Origin of the sequence: Rosistilla carotiformis (assembly GCF_007753095.1) — a bacterium.
GTDB classification, from domain to species: domain Bacteria; phylum Planctomycetota; class Planctomycetia; order Pirellulales; family Pirellulaceae; genus Rosistilla; species Rosistilla carotiformis.
Genome location: NZ_CP036348.1, coordinates 4547684 through 4570217, shown reverse-complemented (window position 1 = coordinate 4570217; position 22534 = coordinate 4547684). Strand labels below are relative to the sequence as shown.

At 57.5% G+C, this 22534-nt stretch carries 15 protein-coding genes; 10 read left to right on the top strand and 5 right to left on the bottom strand.

Translation table 11 applies throughout. The annotated features are described in order from the left end of the window. Positions 1 to 7: 7 nt before the first annotated feature. Together glnA and Poly24_RS16520 are read right to left on the bottom strand one after the other, a co-directional pair. Positions 8 to 1432: a type I glutamate--ammonia ligase gene (glnA, locus tag Poly24_RS16525; protein ID WP_145097709.1), complete on the bottom strand. Its 1425-nt coding sequence runs from the start codon at positions 1430 to 1432 to the stop codon at positions 8 to 10. A gap of 166 nt (positions 1433 to 1598) precedes the next feature. Continuing rightward, positions 1599 to 2819 carry a trans-sulfuration enzyme family protein gene (locus Poly24_RS16520; protein WP_145097706.1) on the bottom strand — a complete coding sequence of 407 codons (1221 nt, stop codon included), beginning with the start codon at positions 2817 to 2819 and terminating at the stop codon, positions 1599 to 1601. Between the two features lie 549 nt (positions 2820 to 3368). Here Poly24_RS16520 and Poly24_RS16515 point away from each other — a divergent pair. The 4 genes from Poly24_RS16515 to Poly24_RS16500 all read left to right on the top strand — a co-directional run bounded on the left by Poly24_RS16515 (position 3369) and on the right by Poly24_RS16500 (position 7750). Next, positions 3369 to 4652 (top strand): hypothetical protein, encoded by a 1284-nt coding sequence (locus Poly24_RS16515; protein WP_145097701.1) that lies wholly within the window; start codon positions 3369 to 3371, stop codon positions 4650 to 4652. Positions 4653 to 4715: 63 nt separating this feature from the next. After that, a complete protein-coding gene (locus Poly24_RS16510) occupies positions 4716 to 6068 on the top strand; it encodes an NAD(P)/FAD-dependent oxidoreductase (protein WP_231753182.1) in 1353 nt (450 codons plus the stop codon). 170 nt (positions 6069 to 6238) lie between these two features. Continuing rightward, positions 6239 to 7159, top strand: coding sequence for a DUF1559 domain-containing protein (locus Poly24_RS16505; RefSeq protein WP_145097694.1), 921 nt, complete (start codon positions 6239 to 6241; stop codon positions 7157 to 7159). 96 nt (positions 7160 to 7255) lie between these two features. Then, entirely contained in the window at positions 7256 to 7750 is a 495-nt protein-coding gene (locus Poly24_RS16500) for a hypothetical protein (protein ID WP_197451963.1), read from the top strand. Between the two features lie 316 nt (positions 7751 to 8066). Here Poly24_RS16500 and Poly24_RS27105 read toward each other — a convergent pair whose 3' ends face one another. Further along, positions 8067 to 8666 (bottom strand): hypothetical protein, encoded by a 600-nt coding sequence (locus tag Poly24_RS27105; RefSeq protein WP_197451962.1) that lies wholly within the window; start codon positions 8664 to 8666, stop codon positions 8067 to 8069. 272 nt (positions 8667 to 8938) lie between these two features. On the opposite strand from Poly24_RS27105, the gene frr reads away from it, so the two are divergent. Then, positions 8939 to 9499 (top strand): ribosome recycling factor, encoded by a 561-nt coding sequence (gene frr, locus Poly24_RS16490; protein ID WP_145097683.1) that lies wholly within the window; start codon positions 8939 to 8941, stop codon positions 9497 to 9499. Between the two features lie 145 nt (positions 9500 to 9644). Next, the gene (locus Poly24_RS16485) at positions 9645 to 11039 is read left to right on the top strand and encodes a hypothetical protein (protein ID WP_145097680.1); all 1395 of its coding nucleotides are present in this window, start codon (positions 9645 to 9647) and stop codon (positions 11037 to 11039) included. Positions 11040 to 11157: 118 nt separating this feature from the next. Here Poly24_RS16485 and Poly24_RS16480 read toward each other — a convergent pair whose 3' ends face one another. Both Poly24_RS16480 and Poly24_RS16475 read right to left on the bottom strand, forming a co-directional pair. Continuing rightward, a complete protein-coding gene (locus Poly24_RS16480) occupies positions 11158 to 13536 on the bottom strand; it encodes an alpha/beta fold hydrolase (RefSeq protein ID WP_145097675.1) in 2379 nt (792 codons plus the stop codon). 380 nt (positions 13537 to 13916) lie between these two features. Continuing rightward, on the bottom strand, positions 13917 to 15188 hold the full coding sequence (locus Poly24_RS16475) for a PQQ-binding-like beta-propeller repeat protein (RefSeq protein ID WP_145097670.1): 1272 nt from the start codon (positions 15186 to 15188) through the stop codon (positions 13917 to 13919). 401 nt (positions 15189 to 15589) lie between these two features. Here Poly24_RS16475 and Poly24_RS16470 point away from each other — a divergent pair, with 401 nt between their 5' ends. The 4 genes from Poly24_RS16470 to Poly24_RS16455 all read left to right on the top strand — a co-directional run bounded on the left by Poly24_RS16470 (position 15590) and on the right by Poly24_RS16455 (position 22521). After that, positions 15590 to 16600, top strand: a complete 1011-nt coding sequence (locus tag Poly24_RS16470; protein WP_231753181.1) for an AAA family ATPase — start codon at positions 15590 to 15592, stop codon at positions 16598 to 16600. A 115-nt stretch (positions 16601 to 16715) separates the two neighbouring features. Beyond that, a complete protein-coding gene (locus Poly24_RS16465) occupies positions 16716 to 17522 on the top strand; it encodes a DUF58 domain-containing protein (protein ID WP_231753180.1) in 807 nt (268 codons plus the stop codon). After that, positions 17519 to 19741 carry a BatA domain-containing protein gene (locus Poly24_RS16460; protein WP_145097659.1) on the top strand — a complete coding sequence of 741 codons (2223 nt, stop codon included), beginning with the start codon at positions 17519 to 17521 and terminating at the stop codon, positions 19739 to 19741. The genes Poly24_RS16465 and Poly24_RS16460 overlap by 4 nt, the downstream gene beginning before the upstream one ends. Further along, the gene (locus tag Poly24_RS16455) at positions 19738 to 22521 is read left to right on the top strand and encodes a hypothetical protein (protein ID WP_145097656.1); all 2784 of its coding nucleotides are present in this window, start codon (positions 19738 to 19740) and stop codon (positions 22519 to 22521) included. Before Poly24_RS16460 ends, Poly24_RS16455 begins: the two co-directional genes overlap by 4 nt. Positions 22522 to 22534 lie beyond the last annotated feature (13 nt).

Below are 22534 nucleotides of genomic sequence, written 5' to 3'. Positions count from 1 at the left end.
TGAACACTTAGACGTCGAAGTACAGGCAGTATTCCAGCGGCGTGGGTTGCGAGCGTGTCGGAAGGATCTCCAACTCACGCTTCGTCCGAATCCAACTACTGATCACATCTTCGCTAAAGACGTCTCCGACGCGTAAGAAATCATTGTCCTCTTCGAGCGCTCGCAAGGCTTCGTCCAACGAAGCCGGCGTCGTACGCAGCCCGGCCAATTCGTCGGCGGGGACCTTGAACAGATCTTTGTCCATCGGTTCGCCGGGGCTGATCCGATTGGAGATACCGTCGATCATTGCCATGACGATCGCGGAGAACGCGAGGTAAGGATTGCTGCTGGGGTCGGGACAGCGGAATTCGAGCCGCTTCGCCTTGGGGTTGGGGCTGTACATCGGCACCCGGCAGGCGACCGATCGGTTGCGGCGCCCGTAAGCCAAGTGGACGGGAGCCTCGTATCCGGGAAGCAAACGCCGATAACTGTTGGTCGTCGGATTGGTAAAGGCGAGCAACGCGGGGGCGTGGTGCAGGATGCCGCCAATCGCATGGACCGCGAGATCGCTGAGGCCAGCATAGCCCGAACCGGCGAACAACGGATCTCCGTCCTTCCAAAGCGACAGGTGGGTGTGCATCCCCGAGCCGAATTCGCCAGCGATCGGTTTGGGCATGAAGGTGGCCGTTTTTCCGTGCCGCCGAGCCACGTTTTTCACAACGTATTTGTACATCATCATCATGTCGGCGGTGCGGATCAATTGATCGAACCGCAGATCGATTTCGCATTGACCGGCCGCGCCCACTTCATGGTGATGGCACTCGACATTCAATCCGATCTCGATCAATGTCTGCATGATTTCGTTGCGAAGGTCGAACAATTGATCCGCTGGCGGGCAGGGGAAATAGCCCGCTTGCGAACGCATCTTGTGTCCCAGGTTGGGCGATTCCTGACGCCCGCGATTCCAGGGGGCTTCGATGCTGTCGATGCTGTAAAACGATCCTTGTGGCGTCAGGTCAAACCGCACGTCGTCGAGGACAAAAAATTCCGCTTCGGCACCAATGTACGCGGTGTCGGCGATTCCGGTCGATGTGAGGTAGCCGGCCGCTTTGCGGGCAATGTATCGCGGATCGCGAGGGTACGCGTCGGCCGTGATCGGATCTTGCACATTGCAGATCAGATTCAAGGTCTGCAAATCATTAAACGGATCCAGGAACGCGGTTTCTGGCTGTGGTACCAAAAGCATGTCGCTCTCATGGACCGATTGCCAGCCGTGTAGGCTCGATCCATCAAAGCCCGTGCCATCTTCGAATAGATCTTCGTTGAGTTCGGAAACGGGAACCGTCTTATGATGCCATACGCCCAGAAAGTCGGTAAATCGAAAGTCGACCGCTTTGACATCGTGTTGTCGACACATCGACAACACGTCTTGCGGGGTCTTTACGCTCGCCATCAGTTTGCTCCGGGCATGCAGGTAACTGCCTCGTTGTGAATTCGTTTCCCTATCGTTGTAGCATCTTTGCCCCCGCGTCGGGAGTCGGAATGACTTCGATGGAAATGGAAAAGGCCAGGCGGGGCAGCCTGGCCTTTGGTTGCTGGACTTCGATCGGCCGCTGTGGCTACGCTTGGAGCGCTTGTTCCAGATCCGCGATCAAATCCTCGGTGTTTTCGATCCCGCACGACATGCGGATCATGTTGTCGGCGATGCCATACGATGCCCGCTGCTCTGGCGTGCACTTGTAATAACTCATGACCAACGGTTGTTCGATCAGCGATTCGACTCCACCCAGACTCGGTGCGATCCGCGGAATTCGTGCCGCATCGACGATGTTGGCCGTTTGACGCATGTCGGCGCCCTTGATCGTAAAGGTCACCAAGCCACCGAAGCCACGCATCGTCTGGGCTGCGATCTCGTGAGTCGGATGCGACTTCAGACCGGGGTAATAAACGCGTTCGACGCGCGGATGCGATTCCAGGAATTCCGCGATCGCTTGACCGTTGGCGTTGTGCCGTTGCATGCGAAGTTCGAAGGTCTTCAGTCCACGTTCCAACAGATACATGTTGTGCGGAGAGTTCACCGCACCCATGATGCCTCGCAAATTGCGAACCGGTTCCAACGCTTCGGCACCGCCCACGATCACGCCCGCCAACAGGTCGTTGTGCCCACCCAAATATTTGGTCGCCGAATGGAGGACGTAATCGACGCCATATTCCAGCGGTTGGATGTTGTACGGAGTGGCCAGTGTCGCGTCGATCAGCGTTTCCACTTCGTGCGCCTTGCCCAACGCCACGAATTGTTCCAGATCGATGCAGGTCAAGTGAGGGTTGGTCGGCGATTCGCTGACCAGCATCCGCGTGTTTTCGTTGATCGCCGCTTCCATCGCGTCGTAATCGCCCGTCGGCACTTGCCGTGTGACGACGCCAAAACGGGCCAGATGCTTGCTGCAGAATTCGCGGCTGCGGTGGTAACATTGATCGAAGAAGACGATCTCGTCGCCGGCGTTCAATTTTGCCATCAACAGGCCGACGATCGCCGCCATCCCGCTGCCGTAGACGATTGCCGCTTCGCCACAATCGAGCGCCGCCAACTTGCGTTCGACACTGCGTTCATTGGGGTTTCCGTAACGACCGTATTCCTCGCGGTCGCTGCGGCCTTCACAGTAATCGATCACGTCGTCGGTGGTTCGGAATGTGAAGGTCGATGAACAGAAGATCGGATCGGCAATCGCGTCCCCCGGTTTTTGCCGGTCTTCGCCTGCGTGAACACTCTTGGTGCTCATGCCCTGATGTTTCGACTGTTCCTGCTTTGCGCTGTTTTGTTCCACTGTGTCGGTAGCCATGCTGAGGTATCGCTTTCCGTAACGCGTGTTTTGAACCGCTGGCGAGCGGCAAGCCGCAGTCGGTGCATCTCAAAATCAGTCTACGAAAAAAGCCGCTCGTCCCATGCAGGGGGATGCGGCTGTGCGAAACTCGACGGCTATCGGGGGCAAACCGTGAACGATTTACCAAGCATTCGAGTGGCTGTTTAGCAGTGAAGGCTGCAAGCGGCCGCAAATCCCTGTACCCTCTCAATCTAGCCACGTCCCCGGTCGACGGCAACCCTTCGCGTCGCGGCTTTACCGAATCTCTGCGGCTGACGCTTCCCGTGCTAAGATTAACTGGTAAAGTTGACGCAGCTTGCCACTGGCCAACCCCAGGCCTCCATGGGGGAACGGTCAAAAGGGGCGTCCCCTGTGTCCGGATTTTGATTTTTGTTGGTCCAATGCGTAAGTTTGGGAAGTGGCTCGCGACCGGCGACGTGATCGCGGCCACCATCGGATCCAAGCGTTCGTGCATCGGATCCTTCGAAACCGTCGAATTTAAAGCACCCCCGATTGAGGCCTGCTTCATTGAATACTCGCGAAATCTTCCATTCGCTTTCACTGCATCGATGGTTGCTGGTGCTGTGTTGTTTGCCAGCGGCGGTCGCCACCGCTCAGCCCGCGGTGAATCCGGCCGCCACGCCAGCGGAAGCTTCCGACGATGCAATCGGCAACGAGACCCAACCCACTGCCAAGCCGCCGGTTGTCCTGACCGCGGCCGACCGGCAACGGATCGACGAACTGATCGCCGACTTGTCCTCGTCGAAGTTTGCGACCCGTGAAGAGGCCGGGGCAGCGTTAATCGAAATTGGCGAACCCGTGATTCCCATGTTGGCCGCCGCGGCGGACACGCCCGACCCCGAGGTCCAGTTGCGAATTCGGATCCTGATGTCGCGATTGAGCAACAACGATTTTGAATCGGCTGTCACCGCGTTCCTGTCCGGGGGCAGCGATGAGATGGACGGCTGGGACTACGCCCGCCGTTTGATCGGCGACAGCAAAGCCTCGCGAGAACTGTTCGTCGACGCGGCGCGATCCCACCGCGAACTGATGGTTGAACTGGAGAAAGGACCGGGACCGCGGATGGTGGCGGCGAACAAAGCAGCCGACTTGGTCGTCCGTCGGATGATGCTGGAGTTTCTGCCCCCCGAACGCGGCGATGCGGTGGCGCTTCTGTTGACCTGTGGCGATCGATCGGCGCCGATCCCACCGGGGGTGGAACGCGTGTTGGTGCGGATCATGAACAGCCAGGTCACCAGCCAGACATTAAAGGATGCGATGTTGGCTCCGGTCTATCAGAAGCTGGTTGGTTTTTGGATGCGCCGGGCAAGCGTTTCGTATCAGCCCCAGGCGATGTATTTTGCCCTGCAACACCGAATCCCCGAAGCGGTCGATTTGGCGCGGGAAGTGATCGCGGATTTTATCGCGACCGGAACCGATCTATCAGGCGAAGAGACCGTCGACCCGAAATACAGCGAATCGTTGGAACAAGCGTTGTTGGTGGTCGCCAAATATGGTGACCCCAGCGATCTGCCAAGATTGCAACCGCTGACGATCGATGCTCGGCGGATGCCGATCGGTGCCGATCAGCCCGACGATACTCGCGACCCGATCGCGGTGCATGTCCGTGACATTGCCGTTGCCGTTTCGATCAAATTGTTGGGGGGCGATTTACGTGAAGCGGGCTATCTGAATCCACGCGAACACGCGACGGTGGTCTTCTTCACCGCATCGTTAGGTTTTCCCGGCGATGGCGATGAATTGCGAGCAAAACCCGCAAAGTATCTGGCCGATCGGCTTGCGAAACCTTAGCCCTATTGGATTGCCCGTCCGCCGGCCCCATCCGTGGCGCACGCGGGCTGTATGGATCGAGGCATGATGTCCCTGAACGCTCCTGGAAAATCGAAGTGGCTTGTCGTTGGTGGCGGGATGGCGGGGTTGACGCTGGCGCATCGCTTATCGCAGCGCGGCCAAGAGGTCAGCGTTTGTGAGGCTGCCCCCAGCTTTGGCGGATTGACCTCCGCATGGGCATTGGGCGATGTCGTCTGGGATCGGTTCTATCATGTGACGCTGCTGTCGGATTCGCATTTGCGCGGGCTGTTGAAAGAACTGGATCTGGAACACGAGATCCGTTGGGTGACGACCAGGACCGGTTTCTTCAGCGGTGGCCGACTGTATTCGATGTCGAATTCTTGGGAATTCCTGAACTTCCCACCGCTGACGCTGATCGAAAAACTGCGGCTCGGAGGCACGATCTTCTACACGTCCAAGCTGCGCAACTGGCGGCGACTGGAACAGATTCACGTCGCCGATTTTCTGAAACGACTCAGCGGCCGTGGGACCTTTGAAAAGATCTGGCTGCCGTTGTTGCGGGCCAAGTTGGGGGAGACCTATCAGAAAGCGTCCGCCGCGTTCATCTGGTCTTACATCTCGCGGATGTACAAAGCACGTCGCAGTGGGATCAAAACCGAGATGTTTGGGTATGTCCCGGGCGGTTACGCGCGGATCATCGACAGGTTTGTCGAGACGTTGCGCGGCAATGGCGTGCGTTTGTTGAGCAGCCATGGGGTTCTATCGATCACCCGGTGTGAGGCGGGCGGATTAACCGTCGATTTTGGCGAAGGCCGGATCGAAACGTTCGACAACGTGATTAGCACGATCCCTTCGCCAATCATCAGCCAGCACTGCCCCGAGCTTACGAAAGACGAACACGATCGTTTGCGGGGCGTCGAGTACATCGGAGTCGTTTGCGCTTCGATGCTGCTGACCGAATCGATCAGTCCTTATTATGTCACCAACATCACCGATGATTGGGTTCCGCTGACGGCGGTGATCGAGATGTCGACGATCGTCGACCGCGAGGAGCTTGGCGGGCGGGCGTTGGTCTATCTACCGAAGTATTTGCCCGATAGCGATCCGGGACTGCAGGAACCCGACGCGGTGATCCAAGAACGGTTTCTCGCGACGCTAGAAAAGATGTATCCCCATTTCAGCCGCGATCAGGTGCAAGCGTTTCAGATCAGCCGGGCCAAATACGTGATGGCCCTTCCCACAATCGACTACTCTCAAAAGCTGCCGCCGATCGTGACATCGCTTCCCGGATTCTATGCGCTCAACGGGGCGCACATCACCAAAGGGAACCTGAACGTCAACGAAACGATCGATTTGGCTGACGAAAAGCTGAACGAGGTCGTCTGGCCCGACTTCCTGGCACGCGACGGAAACTGATCGCGCCGGAGGCATCACGCACATCGAACCCGCTTTGACGATGTCTTCAACGCATCGCAGGGGCTGCGAGAATTTGCGTATTGCGCACCGAAGGCCTTTATGGACCCCTTGGGGTGACTTGGGTACCATAGAGGCATTCTCATATTCGGAATCCTTTAGGGAGCGCAGTTATGAACAGGCGAAGTAAAGGCTTCACGCTGGTGGAATTGCTAGTAGTGATCGCGATCATCGGAATCTTGGTAGGGCTGCTGCTGCCAGCGGTCCAAGCAGCGCGGGAAGCGGCGCGGCGGATGGAGTGTTCCAACAATCTGAAGCAGTTGGGGATTGCGCTTCACAATTACCACGACACCTTTCAAGTCTTTCCGCCGGGGCGGATGAGTTGCGATGGTTGGACCGGAGGGCCGTGTACTGGGAAAACATGGATGGATAAGCCGGGGACCAGCGGATTGGTGATGCTGCTGCCATTCATGGAACTGAATACTCTCTACGATCAGTTTGGCGGCTTCCAAGCGGGTGGGTTGGAGCCATCGGGAGGCCCCGCCGATTGGCGCACGCCCCAGGTCGATGCGGCGATGAAGCAGCGGCCGCCGGTCTTCGTCTGCCCCAGCGAAATCGCCGCCCCGATCTACAACGGCACGGCAACCGGAAATTATGTGTTCGTTCATGGCCGGCGCGGTCCTGGATCGGGAACCGATCAAGTTTCGTTGAAGCATGGCAACACCGGCGTCTTCAATTACCTGTCGACCTACAGCATGTCGGACATCACCGATGGTACGGCTCAGACGCTTGCGTTTGGCGAAGTGTTGGCCGCGGATAAGCCGGAATCGGTGAACCGTTGGACCTTGGCGGGCCGGCATCTCGATTCGTTGCGATCGACCGAAAACCCAATCAACACGCCCCCGGGGACGGGACCGATCACGTTGACGATTTATGGATCGACACTCAACGGTGCCATGGGCAGCCGACACCCAGGCGGATCGATGTTCACCTTCTGCGATGGACACGTCGCATTCATTTCGGAGACGGTCAACATGACGGTCTACCGTGCAATCTCAACGCGCGAAGGGGGCGAAGTCGTTCGACTTCCGTAGCCTTCTTCCGAGTCCGTTCTTCTTCCATTGTTTCGGCCACGGCGTGGATCTCTCGCCGTGCCGCCACGCATCTATCTATGGACAGGCATCTTTATCATGCACCGCTATGCGCATTTTCAACCGGATGGGCCGCCGTCTTGGCGGCCGACGCTCATTCCTCGTACGACGGCCACGATCGCGATTGGGCTGTGTCTTGCGGCCCTGCTTGGCTGCGAAGCGCGAATACCGTTGGTTCCTGTAACTGGCACCGTGACGATCGACGGGGAACCGTTGCCGATGGGCAGTATCATGGTCGCTCCCGCTTCTGGGCCGGTCGCCTACGGGACGATCGATCGCGAAGGACGTTTTACTTTGCAAACCCGCGACGGTGAGGGGTGTGTCGTGGGCACCCACCCGGTCTCGATCACGGCCAGCGAAATGGTCCAAGGTGGGGCAGCGATCCGACGTCTCGTTCCGGAACGCTACAGCGATTTCGCGTCGTCGGAGCTTTCGATCGAAGTGACCGATCCGACGCCGGAGGTGCGGATCGAACTGACGTCTGAAGGGCTATCGGAACGTTTGCTCAGTAATGAAGGCGATCTGCAGTTCTGAATCGTGGTAAAAACGGACGGATAATCCGCAAGATCGTTATTGGTAAGAGAATCCGACTGGAAAAGGGGGGCCGGTTAGAAAAGCAGAACGGTTTAGCTATCAATTGCCCTGCCGCGTCGACGATAGCATTCAGTAAGCACCGCGCGGTGTGACGCACGACAGCGTCTTCAACCGCTCGACGATTTGGCACTAGACAGCTCCTGCCCTCCAGAAGTGTCGCTTAGAATCGTTGTTTGGATTGAACCGTGGTCATGCGTGGGTGAGAAAGATTACGTTCGCTTTTAAATTATGGAGATCGGCGATGCGTCGAATGATCCTACCAGCTTTCCTGGCCGTTGCATTCATCAGTGCAAGTGCCGCCAACGTTCAAGCCTTTGGTTGTTTGGACAAACTGTTCGGTAAAAGCAGCTGTTGCGACAGCCCTTGCGATTCGTGTGAGCCAGTATGTGGCTTCGAACCAGCTTGCGGTTGCGAACCAGTCTGTTGCGAGCCAGTATGTGGCGTTGACCCATGCTGTGCCCCTAAGAAGAAGTGCTGCCTGAGCGGCCTGTTCGGCAAGGTTTTCAAGAAGAACAACTGCTGCGAACCAGCTTGCGGCTTTGAGCCAGCTTGCGGTTGCGAACCAGCTTGTGGTTGCGAACCCGTCTACAGCTGCGAACCAGCTTGCGGTTGCGAACCAGCTTGCGGAATCGACTCGTGCTGTGCTCCTAAGAAGAAGTGCTGCCTGAGCGGTTTGTTCGGCAAGATTTTCAAGAAGAACAACTGCTGCGAACCAGCTTGCGGTTGCGAACCAGTATGTGGCTTCGAGCCAGCATGCGGTTGCGAACCAGCTTGCGGTTGCGGAATGTAAATCGGAATTGAGTGTGCCGCGCGGGCTATGAAACTCACACCGTTGGTGAGCCGATAGGAATCGCATACACACCTCCAATCCAAAAAAGAGCCTCGGTTGCGTCAAGCGACCGAGGCTTTTTCATTTTGCCCATGTCGGGCGGCGATTGCCCGCCCAACCCTGTCAATTGAAATCGTGCGAGCCAACGGCATTTTCGCCGCACTAGTTCCCGCTGCAACGGCGGGCAGCTAAGATAGAACGCTGTTCAAGCTCGCACGATCCGGTGGCATCCGATGCACCGTCGCGCGGTGCCACGATCGAAGAATCAAGATTATGTTCGCAAGGAAAGGTAACGATCGATGTCTGCGGAAGAAATACAACTCGATGCCGAAGAACGCATGGAAAAAGCGGTTGCCCACCTCAAGCACAGCCTGACGGGCATTCGCACCGGTCGCGCAACGCCTGGTCTGGTCGATTCGATTCGTGTAGAGGTTTACGGTTCCCACACTCCGCTCAAACAGCTCGCTTCGATTGGTACTCCCGAACCACAACAGATTGTGATTCGGCCCTACGATCAATCGACGATCAAAGAGATCGAAAAGGCGATCGTGGCGGGCGACCTCGGTCTGAACCCGCAAAACGATGGTCATATCATCCGCTTGAACGTTCCCCCTTTGTCGACCGAAGTTCGTAAAAAGATGGTTGCGCGGATCAAAGAACTTTCCGAAGAAGCGAAGGTTTCGATCCGCAACATCCGCCGCGATGCCAACAAGGCGGCTGATACCGAAGAAAAAGAAAAGACGATGAGTGAAGACGATCGCGATCGCGTGAAGTCGGATATTCAAGACCTGACCAAGAAGTATGAAAGTCAGGTGGGCGATGTAGCCAAGGCACGCGAAAGCGAAGTCATGGAAGGGTAATCACGATTGAGAGGTCGCTGTGAGCGACAGCCCCAAGATTTTAACGTGTCCTAAATGTCAAGCATCCGTGCGCGCCGGCCAGCAGATGGCTGGCGCACGCGTCCGTTGCCCCCGTTGTAACAACACGTTTAAAGTGCCGGGGATCATGCCGACCGCAAGTGATGACGACGATTGGTTCGATCTCAGCGCCCCGCTGGATCGAACCAAGTCGGTGGTCAAGCCAGCTGCCAAACCGGTGTCCAAGCCGCAGCCGGTGGCAAAACCCAAAGCGGCGAACGCTTCCCCAACGCCGCGGCCGTCGGCAACCGATGCGAAGCCGTTCGATGGCTTCGATGACAACGAAGGTCTCGAGCACTTGGCTCAATCGATCCCGCCCGCGGATAATACGTTCGACGATTTTGATGCGGCAAACGAAGGGGATTCTGACCCGTTTTCGATTCCGATGGCGGCCGAACCGCCGCGCCGCAAAAGCGCATCGATCGACGATTGGTTGGGTGTTGACGATGTCGTTCCCGATGTGAAACCGGCGGTTCCCGAATCAGAGTTCCGTTTCCCCTGTCCGGTTTGCGAATCCGCTCACTATGCCAAACCAAGCGATACGGGCAAGCGGATCAAGTGTGGCGATTGCACCTCGACGATCACCGTTCCCGATCCGCCGAAGGTGGTTCCCAAATACAATCCTCCGATCGATAACGCCGCGACCTTTGAACTCCGCGAATCGGTCCATCGCCCCGAACGCAAAGACTCACCGTTTTCGAAATCGGCAGCCGATTTGCTCCGCGACGCCGAATCGACCCAACTGGACGAAGATCTCGACAAGCTGTATGAGAATCCCGACGTTGCCGGTTGGTTCCGCGATGTCTTTTCGGTGTTCGCCGATCCCAGCGCCGTCATGCAATTGGCAATTGTCAGCGGTATTTGCAGTGCGGGTTTGATCGCATGGTCGATGGCGCATCAGGCCGGTATCGCTGTTTCCTCCTTGGTCGGAGCGGCGGCGATCGCTGTGTGTGGCTGTGTCTTGGGGATGCGGTATCTAGCCATCATGCACCGGGCCACGGTGGATGAATCCAATCAAGCGCACTGGCCCTACGGCGATGATGGCGGAACGATGAAGCAAGGGATGTCCGTCCTGGTCGCCGCGCTCGTCGCTTCGGCTCCAGGGCAATTGATCGGATCGATGATCGGTGATCCATTGACGCTCTTCTGGGGCGTTTTTGTGATGTTGAGCGTCTGGGGTCTGATGCCCATCGTTCTTCTGGCGATGCTCGAAAACAAAACGATCTTCGGTATCTATTCTCCAAACGTGATCAAATCGTTCGAACAGTGTATGGAACCGTGGGGCGGGATGTATTTCTCCTCCGGCCTGTTCTTCTTCGCCTACTTCATGCTCCTTGCGGCCCCGCCGTACGACGGTTTCATCAAATCGATCATCACCGCCGTTGGGCTCGTTGGCCTCGCATTCATCCAAGCGCGGATGTTGGGCAAAGTGGTGCAGGCGATCGATGAGTCCAAAGATGTGCCGCAGCCGAAGACGCGTTGATCGAATGCTACGCCCACGCTGGAAATCGAGTTTGATCGCGCTCACACTTGGGTCTTATCGCGCGGGTTTGCCGCTGACGTGTGGACGGTAGGTCGACATGGGATAGGTTTTGCGCGGCTTAGTCCTTGCCTTGCATGACGTCGCGGAGCCATTGGTACGCTTCTTCTCGCACAGCCTCGGGGAATTCGCGACCACAGTCGGGATAGAGGAAACGCAAATCACCCGGCTTTTCATTTTGCCGATACAGTTCCACCACCGGTTTCAAACTCGCCTCGCACTTACGCACGCCAGCGACATCAATAGACGCGTCTCCCACGGGGGCCGAAACGAACAAAGGGCGTGGCACGATGGTGGCCAGAAGCTCGGCGAAATCGAAGGGCAGTTCCGCAGCACTCTGAAAACCACCAATGTCTGCCTTCGATCGATCGTCTGTCCAACCGCTTAAATCGCCGCGGTTGTCTGGCAATGTGGTGAAGCCGCAACTGGTCACGACCGCCCGCACACGGCCATCGAGCGCCGCGGTGAACAAGGCGCTGCTTCCCCCCTGGGAATGCCCAATAACGCCAATTCGATCGCGCTGCACGCAGGGCAAGCTTTCGAGCAAATCGAGTCCCCGCACGTTGTCCCATACCGCTTTGATCGTTCCGCTTGGGTACGCTCCACGATTCGCTGCGAAATCAAATTCGTATTCCCCGAAATTTGGATAATCAGGTGTAAGGCATACGAATCCCCGCTCGGCCAATTCATGCGCATAGAACCGACTTGGCTCTCCTCCCAGCCCACAAATCTCTGCCTTGCCAAGTTTTGCGTTGGAGGGATGCAGGCACAGCATCGCTGGCATCCGTTGCTGGATGTGCATCGGGATAAGAAGATACGCCGGAACGCGACTGACATTGTCGCTTGCGAAAGATACCTTGATCCTCCAGTATTTATCGGTTGTTTCCACACTAGAGACTTGCACATCCAAATCGTGGCGGCGATGAGGTCCGGGCAAAGGGCCGATGATCGATTCAAACGCGGCAAGGATCTGCTGACGGCGAGGTCCAAATGCGACAGGCGTTTCCGCCCGCTGCGATTCTCCGCCGTCGGCATCGATCTGCAACAAATCAAACGCTTCCTCTGGATTTCGACGCGCTCCGTTGGAGGACTTCGCGATCGCATCCCGCTGTCCGCTTTCACGACTTGCCAGATCGCCTTTGGGAACCACTTTTTTACGGGGAATGTCGGCGGATTTTTCCTTCTCTGCGTTCCTGTTCTCCAGCCAATGCAGCCCACTGCGACTTGGGGCCACGATGTCGACGTCCCCATCCCCGTCGAGATCCTCGCAGACCGTGTCCAAGTCAATGGCAACGGTTCCCCCGATGCTCGCGAGATGTTTCTGCCAAGTTCGCGTGCCGGAATCAAAGCCGTACCAGGCGATTTGCAACGGATCACTCTCGCCTGGATCCTTCCCATCGTGACCTAGAAACCGCTTACCAGCGACCAAGTCGTCGTTTCCATCGCCGTCCATGTCCGCCAGTACCAGGGTGTGGGCACAGGACCAACGCGTATCAATCGCATGCGTTATCCACTTCCGGCTGCTGATCAGCGGTTCCACCTCATCGAGATCAACCCCCGGCGTCGCCTGCAACGAAGATTCTGATTCTCCAACTTGTTCGGTCCAGTAGATCCCGTAGTTGTGGCCTCGCGACCAGATCAGATCCGCGTCACCATCGGAATCCACGTCATGAACGAGGATGGGCAAACCGCAGTCGTTGGCGAGGTTGAATTCGGGTTGCCAACGCCATCGCCCCGTGAGTGGATCGGGTGGAGCCAGGGCCCAGCCGCTGGGGCCAACCACGTCGACTCGCCCGTCTCCATTCACATCGCCCGCTCCGATACCATGCCCGATCAGTTCGTCAGGCAAATCATAGCGTTGCCAACGGACATCCGTGGCTGCCTGCGATGACGCTTCTTGCCCCGGCTGTAGGCGATACCAAGCGGCAAAGTTCGTTCCGCTGGGCAAAATGTCCAAATGCCCATCGCCGTCGATATCCACTAGCCGCCCCGTCTCGCTGTTGCCTGGTCGATCGATCTCTATTTGTTGCCAACGCAAATCGGGGTTTGCCCGCATGGCAGCCGGCCCAGGATTGCGGCACCAGTACAAGCTCTTGCTGCGGTAATTGACGCTGATGATATCCAAATCGTTGTCGCCATCGACGTCCATGGCCAAGTTGGAATAATCATCAAAGCGTCCGCGAATCATCGTCACGTCGCGCAGCGTGTGCCTGTCCCAATCCGGAGCTTGATACCAAAACGCCCCGGAGACCACATCCGGGCGACCGTCGCCGTCGATATCAATCACCGTCGCCGCGCTAAACTCGCTATCAGAACTGAGCGTATGGACGCGAAAGGGAGTGTCTGTCAAAGCGTGACGCGCGGGAAGCGAAAACGATGCTGCCATCAACACGACCGCCAGCCCGCTCCACCCGCCGCAATGCGTTTGAAAACTCTTCATAATCCAACCTTCGCTTAGGAACGCTCTACAGAAATTGCGGCCGCTATTCTATCCGATTTTTGAAGGCACTCGTGCAGATGAGCGTCTGCGCGTGGAATCGCTCTCGTTTGTCGCAAATCGCCGGGCACCATTCCCTTGGGTCGATAAACCCGTTCCTGAGCTGCAAAGCGTTCCAGCGAAGCGTGTCGAACCTGTCAAAACGCGTTGTTTCGATCGTTTCCGTACGAGCTTCGCTTCCACGTTTGGCGACTCGGCGCCGCACCGGGCCGTCGGCGCGATCGGCGAAGGGTTGGTTTCACCAAGTGACCGCGCGCTCACACGCAAGCGATTCCGAGCCGCTACGTTTTCCAGCTTCTAAAAGACCGAACAAGCCGTTCGAACTAGGGTTTGCTAACGTCAAAGCTCATCAGCTTGTCTTGCTCTCGCAAGTACAACCGGCCACCACTGATCACCGGATGCGCCCAGCTCTTGCCCTGTTGGAACTCGGGTTTGAACGATGAAACGACATCCATCTTTTTAGGATTCGCACGCACCAAGATCACCGTCCCGTCATCGCGTCGCATCACCAAGTGACCATCGGCGTAGACAAGGCTCGTTTCTCCTTTGCCTTCGCCACGTTCGGGTCCCCATGCGTTTTCGCCCGTCTTCATGTTGACGCAGATTGGCAAGCCGTTGCCATTTCCGGTGCCGCAATAAATGTAGCCATCGACCAAAATCATCCCGCCATGTTTGTTCTGCAGTTCATTGGCTTCCAACCAATAAACCTCCTCGGCCTTCGCGCCACCAGATCCATCGGCGGTTAACTTCAAAAGGGCCGAACCGGTTCCGTATCCGGTGCTGGTGAAAACGTAATCGCCATCGATCAACGGCGTCGGGATGTTGGCGGTCTTGTTGCCGACACGCGAATAGAGCCACAGTTGTTTTCCGTCGCTGGCACGAATTCCGACCAATCCTCGACCGACCAATTGAACGTATTGTTTCACTCCGCCACCTTGGCTGATCATGATCGACGAGTATCCGGCCCCATTTTTCAAGGAATCGTCGTCGCCAGCCTCCAGCTGGGAAGCCCAGATTTCGTCACCACTGTTTTTGTTCAACGCCACGACAAGACCCTGTGGTCCGCCGGGAGTGCAGAGGACGCGGTCGCCGTCGATCAATGGCGATTCGCTGAATCCCCAGCCGCTCATCATCTTGCCTTTCCAGTCGCTGAATTCGCGTTGCCAACGGATCGACCCATCGCCACGGTTCAGGCAGACGATCGCGCCGTCGCTGCTGACGATGTATAAGCGGTCTCCGTCGACCGACGGTGTCGAACGGCTCCCCTCATAACCATGCTTGGGCTGCGTTTTGGTAACGCTTTGTTTCCACAACCGCTTGCCGCTGGCAGCGTCGATCGCAACAACCGCCTGTCCGTCTTCGAAGTTACCGGTGGAATAGATCGTTCCGTCGACAACCGAAACGCTGGCATAGCCTTCTCCCAGTCCTTCAGCCGTCCAACCGGCAGGCGGCCCATCGGAACCCCAGTTCCCAAACAGGCCGGTTTCGGAACTCTTGCCGTCGCGTGCTTGTCCGCGCCACTGCGGCCAATCCTCGGCAACAACACTGCTTGCGACCACAAACACGGTAACAATTGACCAGACGATTTTTTTCATCGATGAACGATCCTAGGTTGCGAAGTTTGATCAGGCATGTTGCCGCGTGCGGCAATGGAAAAGCGAGTATAACGTACCGCAATGGCTTGTTGCTGCCTGAGTTGCCCGATCGGAAGATTCTTGGCGTGCTAGCTGCCACGCGACCTCCAACGCCATTAGCGATTGCCAACACCGCCCTATCGTACGCTACGGGGCAAGAATTCCTCGAAAATCGGCGTGCCCCGCGGCTTGTAACGTGCATCGCGAGGCCCGCTCGTTTATGTTGTTCAGGATGCCCCAGCAAGCCCCACGGGGCCGCGGGCGTGGTGTTTTGTCCACGCCGCGGCGAGGAAGCATCGAAGCCGGATGCCACCCTTGGTAGGGAACCACCGTCGCACGCCTAGCCCGAGGAACCGTCTATCGTGTCGGAAACCTTTTCAGATCCAGAACGCGCCGAACAACTTGTCGAAGCCTGTCAAAAGATCCGCGACCAAGTCGGCCGAGTCGTCGTCGGACAGGACACCGTGGTCGAACAAATTTTGATCGCGATCCTTGCCCGTGGTCACTGTTTGTTGGAAGGGGTGCCGGGCCTCGCCAAGACCTTGATGGTCCGTTCGTTGGCCGACGCGATGCACCTGGCGTTTCATCGCATCCAGTTCACGCCCGACCTGATGCCCGCCGATATCACCGGCACCGACATCATCCAAGAATCGGATGCCGGCCATCGCGAACTGGTCTTCGACAAAGGGCCCATCTTCACGCAGATGCTGTTGGCCGATGAGATCAACCGCACGCCACCGAAGACCCAAGCGGCGTTGCTCGAAGCGATGCAGGAGCACGAAGTCACCGTTGGCGGGACGACCTACAAGCTGCAAGAACCGTTCTTCGTTCTGGCGACGCAAAACCCGATCGAACAAGAGGGTACCTATCCGCTGCCCGAAGCCCAGCGCGACCGCTTCCTTTTCTTGGTCAATGTCGAATACCCGACCCGCGATCAAGAAGCGATGATCATCGACCGCACTACAGGCAAATTCGACAGCAAGGTTGAACCGGTCGTCACCGGCGACGAGATCATCGCCTTCCAGCAAACCGTGCGGATGGTGCCGTTGCCCGAACACGTTCGCAATTTTGTCTTGGACATCGTCCGTAGCGTGCGGCCTCGCGAAGAGAGCTGTTTGCCGTGGGTGCGTCAATTGGTCGATTGGGGCCCCGGTCCGCGTGCGTGTCAGCAATTGGTGCTCGCATCCAAGGCGCGAGCTTTGCTACACGGCCGGCATCACGTCACGCTGGACGATATCGAAGCGCTCGCCCTGCCCGTGTTGCGGCATCGGATCGTGCCGACGTTTAACGCCGAAGCCGAAGGGATCAGCGTCGCCGATATCGTCAAACGCTTGTTGGCCGACGTCCCTCGTCCCAAAGCCCAGTTGCTGTAATTAGGATCCTCCTGCCATCACCAAGCTCACCGATTTTCTGACGCCGCAAGACCTTGCGAAGACGACCAACCTGCAGCTACTGGCGCGGCAGGTGATGGAGGGCTTTTGCAATGGCTTGCACAAATCGCCTCACAAAGGCTTCAGCGTCGAATTCAAAGAGCACCGCCAATACGTCCATGGCGACGAGATCCGCACGATCGATTGGAAGCTGTTTGGCAAAACCGATCGCTTGTACATCCGGGAGTACGAGGAGGAGACGAACCTTCGCTGCAACATCCTGCTCGATAAAAGCGGATCGATGGGATACTGCGGTTCCCGTTCCGGCGGCGTCAGCAAACACGACTACGCCGTTCGGCTCGCCGCTTGCCTTGGGCACCTGATGCTCGCTCAACAGGATGCTGTGGGGCTGATCCATTTTGACGACGCGGTCCGACGGATCATCCCGCCACGCTCCAAGCCGACGCATCTGACAGCGATTGTTAACGAATTGAGTGGCCTGAAAGCGGAACACGAAACCGAACTGGCCAGCGTGTTCCATCAACTGGTCCCCAAGATTCCGCGGCGCGGGCTGCTGGTGATCATCTCCGATCTGTTCGGCAATATCGACGAACTGATGAAGGCGTTGGCTCATTTTCGACACGCCAAGCACGAGATCGTGATCTTCCAAATCTGGGATCCCGACGAATTGGATTTTCCCTTCCGACAGTGGACTCAGTTTCAATCGCTGGAACAGAAATCCCATCGCCGGCTGATCGATCCGGCGCATCTGCGGAAGGCTTATTTGAAAAATTTGGAGACGTTTCGCGAAGCCTTAACCGCCGGCTGCCATCGCAATCGTATCGACTTGGTCCCCGTCGTTACCGATCAACCGTACGCCGAAGCGTTGGCATCGTATCTGGCGACAAGGAGGCGGCTGCGATGAGCTTTTTAAACGTCGCCCTGCTAGGTGGAATCGCTGCCTTTGCGATCCCTCTGATCATCCATCTACTCAACCGCAGCAAATTCAAGACGCTCGATTGGGGCGCGATGCATCTGTTGGATTCAGTCGTCGCCAGCAACAGCCGGCGAATCCGGTTGGAGCAGTTGTTGTTGCTTCTGATTCGTTGTGCGATCCCGGCACTTTTAGCTTTCTGTTTGGCACGCCCGGTGTTAACGCAGTGGCAATCGTTGCCAGGCGATGCTCCCGCGTCAACGGTGATCCTGTTGGATAACAGCTATTCGATGGATGCGATGGGGGAATCGGGAACCCGTATCGCCGAAGCGACCAACGATACCCAGCGGATTGTCGACAGCATCGGTAAAGGGTCGGACACCTCTTTGATTGTGACCGGCGGCGTCCCGGCACCGCTGTTCGACACGCCGGTTTTTGATACCAAAGCGATCACCGACCAACTGAGCTTCCTCGATACCGGCCGCGGGGCGACGTCGCTGTCGCAAACATTGGAACTCGGCGCGTCGCTGGTTTCCGGGATGGCCAGTTCTCGACGCAATTTGATTTTGATCAGCGACTTCCAGCAGGCCGACGTCGATGCGTTGACCGATTCGCAGATCGCCAAGTTCCGCGAGCAAATCGCCGGGCAAGCTGTTCCGCCATCGATCACGTTGATCCCACGTCGTGGCGACCGGACCGATAACCTGGCAATCGACGACGTCGAACTCTCCACCACGGCCCTGGGCGTCGGACAACAGCTCAAGGTCCGCGTGCGGATCAAGAACTACGGCTCGCTGGATGTTCCTGAAGCCCGACTTCAATTTGCGGTCGACGATCGTTTGGTTGGGGTTACGGAATTGGCAGTCGCTGGCGATGCGACGGCCCAAGCGCTGTTCGTCCACAAATTTGAAAAGCCCGGCTCGCACGTCTTGAGGTTCGATGTCGACGCGGGGGACGATCTGAAGACCGACAACCAATACGTCGCGGTCGTCGATGTGATCGACAGCATCGAAGTCTTGATGATCGACGGCGCTCCCAGCCGCGAACCGATGCGTGGGGAAACCGACTTCCTGTCGGTCGCGCTGACCCCGTTTTCGTTGGGGCGGATGCAGTTGGCCGATCTTGTCGAAACGAAGATCGTCAGCGTCAACGAAGTCGATGACGACACGTTGCGTTGGGCACGCGTGGTAATCATGGCCAACGTTGCCAAAGTCGACGACGGACGCTTGTCCAAGCTGCAAGAATTTGTCCAACGTGGAGGCGGTTTGATCGTCTTTGCCGGCAACAACGTGAACGTCGATTGGTACAACCGCACGTTCTACGAACAGCGCGGCCTGTTCCCGTTGCCGATCGAAGGGATCGGTGGGGGAGTCGACAAAAGCGATGCGGGAGCGCGGATCGTCGCCCAATACTTCGATCACCCCGCGTTGCAAATTTTTAACAGCGGCAAATCGGGCAGCGACGAACTGGCGCAAGCCGACATCGCCCAGTGGTATGTGTTGGGCAAACCGACCGACACGTCGGCCAATCGCATCCAAGCGGTATCGAACAAAGCTAAATCGGCAAACGCGAAAGACGATCCGTTGGCATCGGTCTTGATTCGGTTGGACAGCGGCGACCCGTTGTTCGTCGAAAAGCCGGTCGGCAAGGGATATGTCTTGGCTTGTGCGACCACGGCCGATGCCGATTGGACCAACCTTCCATTGCGGCCCGTCTACCTGCCGCTGATCCAACAATTGGTCACTTCGATCGCCACGCGAGGCGTCCCCGCGTCGAACCTCGCTGCGGGAGAAACCTTGGTTGCGTTGTATGAATCGTCGGCTGCCGATACGACGCAAGTCCTCTCTTTGCCCGGCAATAAGCAGCGGTCGCTGCGTCCGGTGGTCGAAGAGCATCGTTCGGTGATCCGTTATCCCGGCACGACGCAGCCCGGCGTCTACACGTTAACGCAGCCCGACGCCGCGCCACGCCACTTTGCCGTCGAAACCGATCGCAGCGAATCGAACCTCACGTCGATCGATGACGAACGGTTGCAGGAACTTGCTGACGCGTTGGGGGCTGAAGTCGTCGCCGATGGCGATGCGTACGTCGCATTGGATGCCAGCCGCCGCCACGGACGTGAAGTCTGGCGTTGGGCGCTGCTGGGATTGTTAGGGCTACTGTTTGTAGAACTCTTTTTCCAACAACGGTTTTCAAGAGTTCGCGGATGACAAGTTTACGATTTGTGGGCGATCTGCCCGTTTGGCTTGGTTTAATATTGGCCGTCGTCGGCGCGGTGATGGCGTTTGCCTACTACCGTCGCGAGAGCTTCGATCTGCCGGGCCGATTGCGTTGGCTGTTGCCCTGTTTGCGAGCGTTGGCGATCTGGATGGTGATCGTCAGTCTTACCGGTCCGGTACTGCATCACCGCCAAGAGATCGGCCAGCTGGGGAGCGTGCGATTGTTGGTCGACACATCGCAAAGCATGACCGCATCGGATCCTCAGATGCCGCTGCCACGCAAGTTGATGATCGCGCGCGAACAGGGCTGGCTGCCGCAAGGCCAATTCGATACCGCACTCTACGATCTTTCCAATCGCATCGCGACGGTGCGACGCGACACGGTCGCAGCCCTTGGCAACGACGCGATCACGAAGGAACGGGCAACTTCCATCCGATCGCTATTCTCCGACAAAACCGCGAATCTCGCGACGTCCATCGCAGCGACGTCTTATGCCAGCGAAGGATCCGACGCCGACCACGCTGCGTTACAAAAGTCGTTCGACGTGGACGTCTTGGAAAAAGTGAAGTCACTCGAAAAAGATCCGATCGAAAACACCGAACAAGCGGCCAAGGTTCGCGATCAATTGATCGCAGCGGCCAATCGCTTGCAAGGTTTTGAAGAAGCGTACAGCGATGCGTTTGCGGACTACTGTGAAGATTGGATCCAATCACAAGGAGACGCCGCGCTCGCTGGCCTGCAATTGTTCGATCAATCGATGCGGATTCGGCGGATCGAATCGCAGCTGTTGGATTGTGAAAACGGCCTCGTTGCGCGGCTGAAGGATCATCATCATGTCGATCTGGCGGCATTGGTCGGCCAGGGGGAAGTGCCGATCTGGAGTTCGCGTGGTGATGTTGAAGTTCCTACATCTTGGGACGATCTGCGTTCGGCGATGGAGACCGATCTGGCGAGCGGGTTGATCTTAGAAACCGCTGAGGCAACCGGCGATGACAGTGCGACGGAATCGATCGGGGCCGCGACCGTTCTGTTTTCCGACGGTCAACACAACACGGGGCCCTCGCCGTCTCAGCTGGCGGGTGTCGCGCGGTCGCAACACAACGCCGTCTTTACGGTTGGCTTTGGCACCGGCAACGAACCGACCGACCTCGTGATGTTGAACGCCGAGTATCCCGACACGGTTTACAAAACCGATCGCGTGCGTGGTACTTTGATCATCAAAGATCGGATGCCCGAAGGACGGCCGTTTGTCGTTCAAATCCGCGATGGCGAAACGGTCGTGTGGCAGGAAGAACTGAAGTCGTTAAATGTCGCCCAACGCCGGGTTGATTTCGATTTGGCCGTGGAACCGTTGGTCGAATCGGCGGCGGAGCGATTCGACGCCAAGATCGAACACCACAGCATGCCGTTGGAACTGACGGCTCAGATCGTGCCGGCCGATGGCGAAACGGAAGTCAACAACAACGCACAAACGATCCGGTTTGCTGCGGTCACCCAGCGGCAAAAGGTGCTGTTGATCGACAGCCGCAGCCGTTGGGAAACGCGTTATTTGAAGAACCTGTTCGAACGTGACTCCGGCTGGGAGATCCGCTCGGTCATCCTCGAAAACGAAAACGGTGAACATCGATTGCCGAAGGGGGATCTCGACGGGACTTTCCCCACTTCGAAGCAAGCGTTGTTCGAATTCGACCTGATCATCTACGGCGATGTTTCGTCGGATGTCTTCAACGCCACCGAAACGACGTGGCTGCGCGACTTCGTCGATCAACGCGGGGGCGGAATGATCTTTATCGACGGCGCCCACAAGGCCCTTTCTCAACTGGATCCGCAGACCTTGGGCGTGCTGTTGCCGGTCACGTGGAGTTCGGGCGAACCGCCTCAGAAAACCGACCGCTTGCAATTGACCGACCTCGGCAGCCAGACGCCTGCCTTTGCCATGCAGGGAACGGGGAGCGAGAACGAACAATTCTGGGAACAATTTTCTCCACCGCATCGCATCGCATCGGTCGAAGCGGCGCCGGGAGCGGAAGTGTTGGCCGAAGCGGTTGTTGGAAAGGAAGTCTTTCCGGCGATCGTCAGTCGCAGTTTTGGCGGTGGCCGCGTCCTCTACTTCGCCTTCGACGAAACGTGGCGGTGGCGGTATCGCGTGGCCGATCAAATCCACCAACGGTTCTGGAACCAGGTCGCTCGGTGGGTGATGCCGCGACCGTTTGCCGTTAGCGATCAATACCTTGCGTTGGATAGTGGTCCGCCGCGGTATCAGGCAGGCCAATCGGCTCCGGTTCGTGCGCAATTGCGGGGCCCCGATGGGAACCTTGTTTCCGATGCGACCGTCGATGCACTCCTTTGGCGCGAAGGGCGGATCGTTGCCACGGTCAGCTTGCAGCCGGAGGAAAACCTGCCGGGCACCTATGCCGCCGAAACCGCGGCGTTGGATCCAGGGGAATATGAAGTTACGATCCGGGCGAGTGGATTCAACGAATCCGCTTTTGAAGCGAAGACTCAGTTTGTGGTTGCTGCGCCACAAAACAAGGAACTCGATCAGGTTGCCTGCAACGAAGCGTTGTTGTTGGATATGGCGACCGCCGGCGGGGGCCAGTACCTGCGAGAAGAGCAGCTGGGACAGATCGTCGAACTGTTGCAACCGCTCAGTTCCGGTCGAGTCGTCCAGTCGGAGACTTTGTTGTGGCAAAGCTGGCCGTGGTTTCTAACCATCGTCGGCCTGTTGAGCGTCGAATGGCTGCTCCGTAAACGCAGCGGATTGTTGTAGTCGTAGAGATACT

Excerpts from the sequence above, each read along its gene's own strand:
- Poly24_RS27105 (WP_197451962.1), bottom strand. The coding sequence starts at position 8,666 with ATGCGATTCCTATCGGCTCACCAACGGTGTGAGTTTCATAGCCCGCGC.
- Poly24_RS16500 (WP_197451963.1), top strand. The coding sequence starts at position 7,256 with ATGCACCGCTATGCGCATTTTCAACCGGATGGGCCGCCGTCTTGGCGG.
- Poly24_RS16505 (WP_145097694.1), top strand. The coding sequence starts at position 6,239 with ATGAACAGGCGAAGTAAAGGCTTCACGCTGGTGGAATTGCTAGTAGTG.
- Poly24_RS16510 (WP_231753182.1), top strand. The coding sequence starts at position 4,716 with ATGATGTCCCTGAACGCTCCTGGAAAATCGAAGTGGCTTGTCGTTGGT.
- frr (WP_145097683.1), top strand. The coding sequence starts at position 8,939 with ATGTCTGCGGAAGAAATACAACTCGATGCCGAAGAACGCATGGAAAAA.
- Poly24_RS16480 (WP_145097675.1), bottom strand. The coding sequence starts at position 13,536 with ATGAAGAGTTTTCAAACGCATTGCGGCGGGTGGAGCGGGCTGGCGGTC.
- Poly24_RS16520 (WP_145097706.1), bottom strand. The coding sequence starts at position 2,819 with ATGGCTACCGACACAGTGGAACAAAACAGCGCAAAGCAGGAACAGTCG.
- Poly24_RS16485 (WP_145097680.1), top strand. The coding sequence starts at position 9,645 with ATGCCGACCGCAAGTGATGACGACGATTGGTTCGATCTCAGCGCCCCG.
- Poly24_RS16475 (WP_145097670.1), bottom strand. The coding sequence starts at position 15,188 with ATGAAAAAAATCGTCTGGTCAATTGTTACCGTGTTTGTGGTCGCAAGC.
- Poly24_RS16460 (WP_145097659.1), top strand. The coding sequence starts at position 17,519 with ATGAGCTTTTTAAACGTCGCCCTGCTAGGTGGAATCGCTGCCTTTGCG.
- glnA (WP_145097709.1), bottom strand. The coding sequence starts at position 1,432 with ATGGCGAGCGTAAAGACCCCGCAAGACGTGTTGTCGATGTGTCGACAA.
- Poly24_RS16455 (WP_145097656.1), top strand. The coding sequence starts at position 19,738 with ATGACAAGTTTACGATTTGTGGGCGATCTGCCCGTTTGGCTTGGTTTA.